This window comes from Brachyspira suanatina (assembly GCF_001049755.1).
Taxonomy (GTDB): domain Bacteria; phylum Spirochaetota; class Brachyspiria; order Brachyspirales; family Brachyspiraceae; genus Brachyspira; species Brachyspira suanatina.
In genome coordinates this window covers 37,379-50,927 of record NZ_CVLB01000003.1, presented here as the reverse complement: position 1 = coordinate 50,927, position 13,549 = coordinate 37,379, and the positions used below count along the sequence as shown (strand labels likewise).

At 23.3% G+C, this 13,549-nt stretch carries 10 protein-coding genes; 3 read left to right on the top strand and 7 right to left on the bottom strand.

The features are described 5' to 3' along the window. The first annotated feature begins 125 nt into the window (after nt 1-125). Both BRSU_RS11965 and BRSU_RS11960 read left to right on the top strand, forming a co-directional pair. Entirely contained in the window at nt 126-695 is a 570-nt protein-coding gene (locus tag BRSU_RS11965; protein WP_048595749.1) for a hypothetical protein, read from the top strand. Between the two features lie 213 nt (nt 696-908). After that, on the top strand, nt 909-1,628 hold the full coding sequence (locus BRSU_RS11960; RefSeq protein WP_245158100.1) for a hypothetical protein: 720 nt from the start codon (nt 909-911) through the stop codon (nt 1,626-1,628). Nucleotides 1,629-1,976: 348 nt separating this feature from the next. Here the strand turns inward: BRSU_RS11960 and scpB are convergent, their stop codons facing one another. From scpB to BRSU_RS11930, 6 genes are all read right to left on the bottom strand, one after another. Next, a complete protein-coding gene (scpB, locus tag BRSU_RS11955; protein ID WP_048595745.1) occupies nt 1,977-2,648 on the bottom strand; it encodes an SMC-Scp complex subunit ScpB in 672 nt (223 codons plus the stop codon). Between the two features lie 139 nt (nt 2,649-2,787). Then, a complete protein-coding gene (locus BRSU_RS11950) occupies nt 2,788-5,085 on the bottom strand; it encodes a tetratricopeptide repeat protein (RefSeq protein ID WP_048595744.1) in 2,298 nt (765 codons plus the stop codon). A gap of 75 nt (nt 5,086-5,160) precedes the next feature. Beyond that, the gene (locus BRSU_RS11945; protein WP_425339094.1) at nt 5,161-5,412 is read right to left on the bottom strand and encodes a DUF167 domain-containing protein; all 252 of its coding nucleotides are present in this window, start codon (nt 5,410-5,412) and stop codon (nt 5,161-5,163) included. Continuing rightward, nucleotides 5,412-7,469, bottom strand: a complete 2,058-nt coding sequence (locus BRSU_RS11940; RefSeq protein WP_083997912.1) for a DUF262 domain-containing protein — start codon at nt 7,467-7,469, stop codon at nt 5,412-5,414. Before BRSU_RS11940 ends, BRSU_RS11945 begins: the two co-directional genes overlap by 1 nt. Nucleotide 7,470: 1 nt before the next feature. After that, a complete protein-coding gene (locus BRSU_RS11935) occupies nt 7,471-8,952 on the bottom strand; it encodes a DUF262 domain-containing protein (protein ID WP_048595737.1) in 1,482 nt (493 codons plus the stop codon). A 69-nt stretch (nt 8,953-9,021) separates the two neighbouring features. Further along, a complete protein-coding gene (locus tag BRSU_RS11930) occupies nt 9,022-9,639 on the bottom strand; it encodes a carboxymuconolactone decarboxylase family protein (RefSeq protein ID WP_048595735.1) in 618 nt (205 codons plus the stop codon). 185 nt (nt 9,640-9,824) lie between these two features. On the opposite strand from BRSU_RS11930, the gene BRSU_RS11925 reads away from it, so the two are divergent. Continuing rightward, nucleotides 9,825-11,573, top strand: a complete 1,749-nt coding sequence (locus BRSU_RS11925; RefSeq protein WP_048595733.1) for a tetratricopeptide repeat protein — start codon at nt 9,825-9,827, stop codon at nt 11,571-11,573. 51 nt (nt 11,574-11,624) lie between these two features. On the opposite strand, the gene BRSU_RS11920 is transcribed toward BRSU_RS11925, so the two are convergent. Then, the gene (locus BRSU_RS11920) at nt 11,625-13,475 is read right to left on the bottom strand and encodes a methyl-accepting chemotaxis protein (protein ID WP_048595731.1); all 1,851 of its coding nucleotides are present in this window, start codon (nt 13,473-13,475) and stop codon (nt 11,625-11,627) included. Between the last annotated feature and the right edge of the window lie 74 nt (nt 13,476-13,549).

Below are 13,549 nucleotides of genomic sequence, written 5' to 3'. Positions count from 1 at the left end.
ATTAATAATATCTTTTTTATTATATTCATTTATTTTGCATTATTTGCTGAAATAGTATATAAATTACATAATGTCAGTATTTTATTATTTTATAATATAAAAAAATATATATTTTAAGGTTTTTTATGATTAAAAATATATTATTAATAGCTTTTTTAATGCTCTTTATGACTTCTTGCAGTAATGTAAAAATACTAGACTCTAATGAAAGAGATGTTGAAGTTCAGTATGTAGAAAATGGATATATTTCCCAAAATGTAACTTCTACAATGCAATTTAAATTAAAAGATTTTTCCGATGATTTTACAAATATATGGTGTTTAGAATTGGGTACTAGTACATCATACGATTTATATATAAAAAATGATCTATTTACTATAAATTTTAACGGAAATGATTATAAAAATATAGACTATATACTTTATGCTTCTTATAGAGATATTTGGTTAACAGGTAATTTTAGAATTAATAATGTAAGTATAAACGGTAGTCAATTAACATTAACTTTTGACAAACAAGTTAATGGAAGTAATACTGTAATAATAGATTTGGGAACAGATTTAGACAGCTTAATGAACAGCATTAAAACTTACAGCTATTTATCAGATAAAGAAAATTATAATTATAAAGTTGTTATCCTTACAATACTTATATATTCTTCGCTTCAGGCAAATGGTATAATACCAGTTTATTAATTTTGATAAAGATGCAGAATAATTTTTTAAATTAAATAATTAAGGAGGATTAAATAAAAATTGTTAGCCTCGAATGCCATATGGTTATAAGTGAACAATTTTTATTAGCAATAACTATAAAATTATAGGCTTATAGAAATTTATTTACTATAGATTTTAAGCGAACAATTTTTATTTAACAATAATATGAAAGCAGTAATTATTTTTTTAATTGTGAATATAACTTTATTTGCTAAATTTGAAGTAAATGCATTTATCCCTTTTGGTATCAATGGGAGTTTTGCGTCTATAACATTAAATCGTTCTAGTCATACTTATGAAAGTATAAAAGGAAATTTGGGAGGAGAGTTTGGAGTAATTACTCAGCTTGGTTATAATTTGGTATTGAATAAAAATATATCTATAAGCTCTATAAGTTTTCTTTTTGAATTGGGATATTATTTAAATGCTAATATTATAACTTATGAATATCCTTATGCTGATTCATATAATTATTTTAAAGTTACAGAAACTTTAACATTTCATAATATTTTAATTGGCTTTAATCCTAAAATCAATTTTAATAATTTTTCATTAGGAATAGGTGCTGGAATAAAAATACCTTTATATGCTCAAATTGATAAAGATAAAAAAGAAGGATTTTTTGAAGGCTCTTTAATGTATCAGGATAAAAAAAGTTGGAATTTTGATACTATAAAAACAATATATAAAGTTCCTGTATCTCCTTATGTAAAAATAAACTTTGACGGACTTTCTTATATCACCGAAAAATTAGCTTTTTTATACGGAGCTTATATACTTTATGATTTTTCAATGCCCTATAATACTGATAATATAAAAATAATTGATAAAACTTTAATAAAGAATTATCAATTATCTTCTTTATCATTTATGTTTTATATAGGTGTATCTTTTGGCAGAAATAATGATTAGTATATAAAATTTTTTAATTGACAGTGTATTTAAATTTTTAATTACATTTTCCGCCCTATAGGCTTATAACTTTAATTTGTAATTTTTACTTTATATTTTCTTGTTGCTTAATTAGATTTATATCTTCCCACCCAGTATTTTTTTAATTTATAGTGTACTTACCGCACTCAGAATAATATTTTAAATATAAGATATATTTGAATTATAATATTAATGATAAATAAAAATCAGCTCATCGTGCGTTGAATAAATTTTATTAAAAAATACAAAAATAAAGGCTTCACTCTTATAAAGCAAAGCCTAATCATTTATTAATATTTTATTCTCAATTATTTTCTATTTTATTGATTATTCATCTTTATTGAATTCCAAATCTTTAAGCTCTCTTAATTTTGGAAGATCATCTAAACTATTTATACCAAAATGCATTAAGAATTTATCAGTAGTACCATAAGTTTGTCTTTTATCTAAATAATCCTTTCTTCCTTTCCAAGCAATGAAACCATCTTCCATTAAAGCTCTTAAATGATAACCGCTGTCGCTTTGTCTTATATCATCAATCTCAGCTTTAGTTAAAGGCTGTTTATATGCTATTATAGAAAGAGTCTGAAGCATTGCTTTTGATATTTTTTTCTTTCTTTTTTTGTCATATATTGCTGATAAAGTACCGAATGTAGAAGGTATTATAGTCATAAGTATAGAATCTCCTACTTCAAGTATCTCTATAGCACTTTTAGCATTTCTGTATCTATTATTAATATTTTCTATATGAGTTCTTATATCAGAATTTTCGCATTTGAAGAGTGTTCTTAATCTGCTTATTGGAACATTGCCCTCAACATATATGATAGCTTCCATAATCTTTTCAAGTTCTTCTTCATTTGCAAGTATAGAATCGTCTATCTCTAAAGCGTTTTTATTTTCAGTATTTACCGCCTGAGTATCTGCATTATTTTCAGAATTCTTTTCTGAAATTTCATTCTCCAAAAGAGCACCGCTTGTTTCAATCATTTCATCCATAATATTTATATCCCTAAAAAATAACTTCCTTTTTATTTTTTAATATATTCAGATTATAGCATATTAAAAACTTTTTTCAATCGTTTAGACATAATTTTGTGTATATATTTTTATGGGAAAATAAATTTATTTTCAATTATTAATTATTTTCTTTGCATAGTTTAATACTTTCATCATTGATTATTCTTCTTATAATTTCTATATTGGAATCATCAAAGTTTTTAGGGAAGTATATACTTTTTATTTTTATGTTATTGTTATTTAAAATTGCTCTGTAATCATCATTTCCAGAATTATAGCTGAATATAGAAAGTAAAGTGTCATAATGAATATTATCTTCTTTAGTGATAAACTTAGCCGTTTTTCCATAAATATTCTCTGCTTCACTATAATTTTTTGTTTTAATTATAATTGAATCTGAAGCTTCATACTCTATGCATATGCTATTATTATCATCTAAATTATTAATAGATGAACTAAATGAAGCGAAATCATTATTAAAATGTTCTATAACAGGTTTTATTGCTGTTAGTTTTCCAGCCTCCATAGTTTTTTCTAAAATATTAAATATATTTTCTGTTTCTGTTTTTTTATCTAATAATAATTTAAGAGTGTCTGTATTATAATTAATATTTTTGTATAGAGTGCAATAATTATTATTATTATGTATATTATGGAACTCTATAGTTTTATTTAAAGATTTTTCAAATAAGTCTAAAAAGTCATTATATTTTATTATATTTACTTTCAATAAAGTATATGATAATAAAAATATATTGTAGCTTGCAAAATTATCTTCTCTTAAATCGAAATTATCTATATATCTATTGTAAGTATCAATAAGTGAATCATAATCTTTTTTCAAATAATATATAACAGCCAAATTATTATAAAGCTCGAAAGATGATTTTTTATTTTCTATTAATTTATTATAATATATAGAGGCATTATCATAATCTTTTATTCTATAGTATGACTGAGCCAGCATATTATAAATATCATCATCTCTTTTATCAGTTCTTAATGCATATTCTATAACTTTATTATAATCTTTATTATCAAAACATATTGAAAGTAATTTATCATAATGTTTAAATGAATTAGGATTTGCTTCTATAATTCTATCTGCAATACTCAAAGCATTATCATATTCTTCTAAATCAAAATATATATTAAATAATATTTCGTAAGAATTGCTGTAAGAAGGATTAAGCTCTAATGCCCTGTTTAAATAAATTAATGATTTTTCTTTTTCTCCTAAATTGTAGTATGATAAACCTATTCCGTTATATGAATCTGCATTATTATTATTGATATCTATTGCTTTATTGAAATTCTCTATTGCATTATTATAATCTTTTAAATTATAATAGGCTAGTGCCAAATTATTATAAGCCTTATAATATCTGTCATTAATTTCTATAGATTTATTGAAGTAGTTTATAGCTTTATCATATTCTTCATTAGATGAGTAGCATATACCTATAAAGTTATAAGCCTTATAAGCATTTGGATTTTTTTCTATCACTCTTTCAAAACATTCTATAGCTTCATAATAATATTTTTTAGAATAATAGCTTATTCCTAATTTATTATAATCGGTAAAAGTATTAATATCTAATTTTTTAGCCTTATCAAAATAAAGTGCCGCCTTATCGAACATCTTTCTATTGAAATAAACTAAAGCTAAATTATTATAAGCATTAGCATATTTAGGATTAATATCTATAGCTATATTGAAATATTTTATTGCATTATCATAATCTTTTAAGAATGAGTATACTGCTCCTAAAGTATTAGCTATTTTGCATGACTTACCATTATACTGAAGGAATTTAGTAAAGCATTCTATTGCCTTTTCATAATTATTAATATTATAATAGCTCATTCCAAGCATATCATAAGCTTTAAAAACTCTTTCATCTAAAGATTTTGAATGTTCAAAAAATTCTATTGCTTCATTATATTTTTTATTTTTATAATAGAATAAAGCTAAATTATTAAAGGCCTTATCATATTTAGGATTAATTTCTATAGCTTTATTAAAATTTTCTATAGCATTAGTATAATCTTTTTTTTCAAAATAACTTATTCCAAGCAGATTATATGCTTTAAAAGAATTAGGGGTGATTTTTAAAGTTTCATTGAAACATTCTATAGCTTTGTCATACTGTTTTATAGCATGATAACTTATACCAAGAAGATTATAAGATTTAAAAGTTTTTATATCTACTTTTTTAGCTTCTTCAAAATATCTTACAGCATCTTCATACTCTTTAAGCTCAACGCATACCTGTCCTTTATATAGATTTGCTCTATAATTTTTAGGAACTTTTTTTAATATAACATCTAATATTTCAAGAGTCTGATGATAATCTTCATTATTAAGTCTGTATGAAACTTCATTTAAAAGATTTTCCATCTTTGTATTGTACATAAAAACCCCGTATACAATTATTGTAATTATTTTACAATGAATATGTATATTATGTCAACATTAAAATGCAATTTTTTATTTATTAAAATACTTTTTTAAATCATCATCATTGATATTAATAGAGATAAGTTTTTTGCTGTTTTTCTCACCCTTTAATATTTCAATATCTCTTTTTTTGATATTAAGCTCATCAGCCAAAAAATCAATTATAGCCTTATTAGCTTTGCCGTCTATAGCCTTAGCCATAATGCGAATGGAATAGGCCCCATTCTCAAATTTAAAACTGTTGGATTTAGCTCCCGCTGTTACTTTAACTTCTATGTTCATCATTTTGTATATTTTTCATAATACTCTTTATATAATTCGATAACTTTGTTTAAATGTTCCTTACATGCATTTTCATCCCATTTATTGTTTTTTAATATCAATAATGATTTTAATGACTGTACATCTCCTTTTTCAAGTTTATCTTCTAATATAGCAAATTTATATGATTTATTATTTAATTCTGAATTTAAACTTCCACTAATAAGAACTAAATTTCCAAAACTATTTAAACATTCTTCTTTTGTTTCATCAGACCATTTATAATTGTTTGATACTTGTGTATCATTTTGAGGATATACATGTTCTATAGAATTTTTAGAAGTAATTCTAAATTTATTTAATATCTCTTTTATTTTTTTATTAATATTTTCATCATTTTGATTAAAAATATTAGAATCTATATTATTATAATAATTATACCATAAAATAAATTCTAATTTATAAAACCAATACCTACTGCATCCGTAATAATTTAAATTTTGTAATTCCGCTTCTAATTTCTCTACTATATTTACGGGATTGTTATGGTAATAACTATATATATCATCAATAGCGGATATTTCAATAGTTTTTTCACTTAAAGTTTTTGATGTTTCAATTTCATAAAAATTTAATATATTATCCATTCTTTTTAAATATTCATATAACTCATTTGCATCATTCATTTTTATACATTGATATAAAAAAGGAGTAAGCCAATACTGCGTTATTGATTCCTGAGTGTAGTATAATATACTTTGAAGCATAGATAAAGCTTTATTATTTTTATCTATCCTTCTTTCTATACTCCTACTATTTTTTCTATAAATAATATTACATATAGATAATACTTCTCCATCTTCATTATCTGACACAAATTTAATAACATATTTATCAAATAGAACTCTTATTTTCCATAAAAGCTTAAAAAAATAGGATGTCTTTTTAGATATATTATCATCATCAAAAATATGTTTGAATATATTGATGAGCTCTTTTTCTTTTACATCTACTGTTTTTGCTATTTTATTTTCTATTAAAAAAATTCTTAAAGTATGTAATAAAAGCATTGGAAAACTTATTATACTTCTTATCTTTGGTGCTTCATAATTACTTTCTGAATCATTATATAAATCATTTTCAAATTGATTATCTAAATCTTCAAAATCAGAATTCCTTTTTAAATTTAAAATGTCATAAAAATCAAGTCCTCTTTTACTTTTTAAATTATCTTGATTTTCTGTTTCCTTTATTATAGATTTCAAATATTCTTCAATATTTTCTGATACGCCTACATCTTTCTCATCAGCCTTTCCTCTGTCATTAGCATTAACTAATGTTTGCAGTGTTTTATTATCTAATTTTAATATATCTTTTAAATTTTTTTCAATATAGTTATCCATTATGGAACATGATTCCCATATTATAGAATAGATATTCCTATTTTTTACTTTTGACAGCAAATAAGATTTTAATATTTCATGCTGTTTTAATTGTCTACCTCTATTATTAAATGTTTCAAATAATTTATTTATATACATCTGATTTTTATTTGGCATTTTATTAATTACAAAAGTTAAATTTTTAGCAATATATTCTATAAAACTATTTAATGTTATTATGCTTTTATCAGAATTAATCCTATTCAGAAAATGATTTATTTCTTTATTTGCTATATAAAAATCTGAGTTTTGATTTTCTTCATTAAAAAGGTTAGCAAATTTCCTAGCTCTAAAAATTAATCTTTCTTTTTTATTTTTATCTAAAAACTTTAATACAAATTCATTGTTATCAATAATTTTTTTTATCTGAATTAAAAGTAAGCATATTGTAGTAAAACGCTGCTGTCCGTCTACCAAGTCATATCTATTGTCATCTTTTCTATAAAATACAATTAATGAACCTATATAATATTCATTATTATTATTTATAATGGCATTTTCTATATCTTCTAAAAGTTTTCTTATTTGCTCTTCTTTCCATACATAGTTTCTTTGATAATTTGGTATACTAAAATACATTTCTTCATCTATTATTTTATTTAAACTAAATGTATCTGCTGCAACTTGATTACTCATATCATTGTCCTTTGGAAATTATTTCTAATATACTATTTTTTCTATCTTTTAATTTATTCATTTTATATTTTATATTTTTTTTATCTTTCATCCATGTTATGTTTATATCTATACCTTTATCTTTAATAAAATTTGAATAGCTGATAATATATTTAGAAATTACTCCTGATTTTTTTATATCTATATTTTCTTTTATTTTAGGAGTGATTTTGTCTATGAATTTTATAATTTCATCTGCCTCAAATGACATCTGTATAATATCTAATAAATTATCTGTTTCTTTTTCTTCTATGTCAAATTTTAATATTTTAATTATAGTTTCTTTTGATATTCTAGCTTTTAATATACGATAATTTCCTATTAAATAATCGCAATATAAAGCGAATTTAAATAAATCTTTTTCTCCATATTTATCATAATAAACAACACAAAGCAGTTCAAATAAAGATTTTAAATATTTACTTATATTTGTTTTATATATATCTGTATATAATTTATTAAATTTTTTAATTTCATATTCATCTGATATTTCATCATTGTAAAATAAATATTTATATATCTCATTATATTTATTTGTATATAGAAAAAAGTTAATACCTTCCATAATTGGCTGACGTATTTTAAATGGATAATATTTTTTATCTTTAATTTTAATGTTTTTTTCTTGAATATTAAATACTAAGGAATTAATATCTTTAGTAATATTTTTATCAATATACATAATATTTTCAATATTTGTATAATATAAACATTGATCATTATCATTATGTTTAGTATTTTTTTCAAATTCTCTTTTTATTTCTTTTATATTTTCATAATGTATATTGCGTCCTGTCCATCTTCTAGCTTTCCATAGTATTTCGTTAAATAAAATATTTAAATTATTATGTTTTTTATTTTTGTTATATCTATTATTTTGATCCCAATCTTCAGCAATAATATCTCTATAATCATCATCTTTTATAGCTCTTAAATGATATGATTTCAAATAATCTATTGCATCTAATGTAACGCCTCTCCCATTTTGCGTATCAAAAAATATAAAAGCCTCATCTTCTGAGTCAGTTTCTATTTCTGTAAATATAATATTGTTTAGTAAAGTAATTTTATTATTTTGATTATTATCTAAATATTCTTTTACATATTTATAATTATTTCTTATGTTTTGCATGGTTATTTTATTATTAAATTTTCCTTCAATATTATATTCTTGTTGTTCAAAAACATATAGTATTATTAATAAAGTTAAGATACGCTGCTGACCATCTATAATATTGTATTTTTTATTTGTTTTATCATTATGAAGAATTACTGTTCCTAAATAATATTCTTCATTCTCATTATTTAGGAAAAAATCTTTTAAGTCATTTAAAAGATCATCAACATTTTCTTTATCCCATACATAAAATCTTTGGTATTCAGGAATAACCAATTGTTTTTCTAATAATTCTTTTAGAGTTAATATATTTACATGAATACTCATATATAAAAACCTTTTATATAATATGTTAAGTATAGTAAATTTCTAATTTGCAGTCAATATTTTTATGCTTTATTTATTAATCTTACATATATTAGTAAACCCAGCAGTAGGAACTCCTAACCCTCTTATAAGCCTTGCCCAATAATTAACCTGTGCAGCAGTGGAAGCTAGTATTAATATGGCACGCTCTGAATACTCTTTTTTTATTTCTGTGATTAATTCTTCGGATATTATTACAGGCGTTTTTGTTATGGCTGAAATATATTTTAAAGCTGTTTTCTCTTTGTTTGATAGAGTAGGGCAGGAATCTATATCTTTATTTTGTAAATATTTTATTTCTTCATCAGTTACATTTTCTTTATCATATTCAAAGCTGTTCATGTCTATACAAAACGGACATGCTACATCTATTGAAATCTGTATCCTTATGAGTTTTAAAAGTCTTTTATGTACTTCTTTATCATCATGAGTTATTAAGGCTTCCATTATCCCAGAACTTATTGCAGTTTTAGGATTCCAAGCTAAAATCTTTGGAAGGAGTAAATCTTTTTTAACTTTCTTTTTTGCTATCCACATAGGCAGTTTTAAAAAGAAAGGGATTTTTTTAGGAGGATTAATATATGCAGTAGTTTCACTTTCAAAATAATTTTCTTTAGTGCTTTGTATATCAAAGTTTATATTATACATTTAATTATCCTTTTTTCAAAAATTTTTTGTATATTATTATTGTTTTTAAGCTATAAAAACAACTATTTTTATATATATTAAAATAAAACAATTTTTTATAATAATGTGTATATAATTATTTACAAGTAGTTTCAAATTTATTAAATATGATTTATAATATATCACTAATAGTGTAAAAGGAGCTTATGGAAAATATTAATAAATATCTGCATGAAGTAGATGAACATATAAAAAATAAGAACTATAATAATGCATTTTCCTTATGCAATGATATTTTATTAATAAATCCTAATAATATAGAGGCAATGTTTAAAGCTGGATATTGCTGTTATAGATTAAAAAAATATGATATATCTATGATGCATTTTATAAAGGCTTCTTCATTAGAAAAATTCAGTACCAATAAAGCTATATATAAATATTATATAGGAAGATGCTACTATTCTTTGAGAGTATATAAAGAGGCATTAGAATATTTTAAAGAAGCCTACAATCTGGATAATAACAATAAATATTACACTTTATGGCTTGGAATAACATATTCTAAAATAGCAGTAAATGATAATGATTATAATACAGCCTTAATGTATTTGTCTATGTCTTTAGGTTCAGAAGATTATTTAGTATACGGATATATAGGGTATTGTCATATTCAATTAAAAAATTATGATAAAGCTATTATGTATTTAAATAAATCTGTAAATTTAAAGGATAATGATTATTTAAGCAGATATTATTTAGGTAATACATATTTTATAATGCAGGTATATGATAAAGCCCTGGAGCATTTAAGTGAATCTGTGAAATTAAAAGATAATGATTTTGATAATTGGTTTGCCTTGGGATTACTGTATAAAGTTATAGATGAAAATGATTTATCAAATGAATGTTTTGAAAAAGCAAGAAATATTGCTTTGGATAATAATGATATTGATGAGGAGCTTGATTGCTTTATTAAACTTACAGATTCTCAAAATGATGAATATTTAAATTATTTATATCTTGGTATTTGCTATGCAAAGCTTGAAAGCTATAAAAATGCTGTGCATTATTTACTTGAATCTATAGAAATAAATGAAAAATATAGTAATGAAAATAACTATTTAGCATATTATTGGATAGGCTATATCAATTATGTGGACAGTGAATACGAAGATGCAGTAAAATATTTTGAAAAGTCTTTAAATTTAAATGATAATAATGAAGAAAATTATTTAGTTTTATTATGGCTTGGAGATTGTTATTTTAGATTGGGTAATTATAAAAAAGCTTTATTTAATTTGAAAAGATCTATAGAACTTAAAGATGATGATGCAGATGCCTATAAATTAATATCTGAATTGTATTTAAAAGCAGGAAAAAAAGAAAAATATAATAATTATATGACTAAATATAAAAAACTTATAAAGAATATAAATATATATGATAATAGGTATTCAAAAAAGTATAATGATCTTGAAAATATAATTGTTTATAATGAAACAGAAAATATTTATCAAAAGGAAGAAATATCAAATAACGAAGAAATTTATTCTAAAAAAACTGATATTGATCATTTTATTAATCTTTTGTTTCAAGATATAGAAAAGAATGATTTATACAATTTATATTCATCTAATACAGAAAAAAAAAGTTATATAGATTTTAATGATTTCAATAAAGATAATTTTTTATCATATAAAAATATTATTAATAATGCTGTAAAAGATAATTTTGATAATTCTGATAAAATAACGACAGTAAGAAATATTATAACAAATTTTGATATTATAAATGATTCAGAAATAGAATATGCCAAAAAGATAATAGATGATATAGATGAATTATTCAGCTATACATCTGAGAGTATATTAAATACTATGCATTATTATTATAAAAAGAAAGATATAGAACTTTATTTTATATTGATGAAAATAATAGAAAATAATTTATAAACAAAAAAGCACATATATTTTTATATATGTGCTTTTTTAATTATTTATTATTTATAGTTTGAAAAACTTCATAGCTTGCTGTAATGAATTGGCCTGAGCAACTAAGTCTTTTGAAGCATTTTCTGCATCATTAACTAAAGCATTATTCATTTGAGTGGCTCCGTCCATTTCGGATACCGCTCTATTAACCTGCTCCACGCCTGACTGCTGTTCCACTGCCGCTGAACTTATTCCTCTCATTATATTAGCAGTTTCATCGATTTTTGATCTTAAATCTGCAAATATTTCCTGAGAATGATGAGCTGTTTCAGTTGCTTTATTAATTTTATCATAAGCATTTTCTACTAAGTCTGTGATATCTTTTACTGATGACTGAGTAGTTTGAGCAAGATTTCTTACCTCGCTTGCTACAACAGCAAAACCTTTTCCCTGATCTCCAGCTCTTGCTGCTTCTACAGATGCATTCAATGCTAATATATTAGTTTGGAATGCTATATCTTCTATTATTTTAGTAATATTTTTTATTTTTGTACTAGCATCATATACTTCTTCTATATTTTTTGTAGTTTGTATAATGATATCACCTGCTTCATCTATAGAAGATTTTGAAGATATCATCATATTATTTCCTGTTATAGAGTATTCAGTAGATGATTTTATAGTAGAAGCCATCTGTTCCATAGAAGCTGCTGTCTGCTGCAAACTAGCTGACTGAGCTTCTGTTCTTCTTGATAATTCCATATTACCTTTAGCTAATTTTTCTGAAGCATTCATTATACATATAGAAGCATCATTAACTTCTTTTATAGTTTCAACTAATTTATGTCTCATATTAGCAAAGCTATCTGCCAGTATTCCAATTTCATCTTTTCTAGGTTTTATTTTTCCTGTGAATTCTGTTAAATCGCCTCTTTCTATCTTTTGAGCTTCATCTACTACTAAAGATAAAGGTTTTGTTATAGACCTTATAAATATATTAATGAATATTGCTATTGCTACTATTGTAATAATTCCCAAAACTATTCCGCTTAATATAGCTTTTCTGCTTTCAGCGAATATTTCTTCTGAAGTCATAGTCATAGAAGTTATCCAAGGTACATATTTCATTTTTGTATATGACCCCATCATCTTATGATTATTAGCAGTATATTCAACAACTCCTTTTGATAATTTTTTATCAAATACTTCTTTATAAACTTGAGGAGCATCTGTATTAACTTTATTATAATCAGTATTCATAAGAACTTTCATGTTAGGACCTATTACATCTAGTCCGCCTGTATCTCCTAATTTTATGCCTTCTATATAATTTTTATAAAATTCTTTCCAGTTAAAAACAGTATATAAATAACCTATTTCTCTATTCTCATATTTTATAGGAGCAGCAAAAATAAATGATAATTCACCATTAACTACTGAAGGAGCAAGACCATTTCCATAGCTTACGCTGCCATATCCATATTCTTTATTATGAAGTTTATTCCAAACATTTATGTTTCTGTCTGTGAATTTAGTTCCTATCCATTTAGGGTAATCGCTGTCTGCTATTATAATACCATTTCTATCAACTATTCCTACATGTATAGCACAGGCATTTTTTTCTCTGAATGTTCTTAAAGTTGAAGTTAATGTTGTTAAACTATTTTCATTAGGATTAGACACCTGTTCTACTATTATTGGAACAGAGGCATAAGTTTCAAGTATATAAGATTGAGTTCTAAACCAAGCATCAAATACTGAAGCATAACCCATTACTGTTGTTTCAAAACCTTCGAATCTGCTTTTAGATATTCCGTTTTCTGCTATTGTAAGCGAAATAATAAGCATTACTGTTATCAATATAGTGGTAACAATACAAAGAATTACAGGAACTTTTACCGCCAAACTATTAAATTTACTCATCCATATACTCCATATATTTTATGAAAAAATTATCAACGCTTTGAATTTAATAATTATTTTTACATAGTCAATAA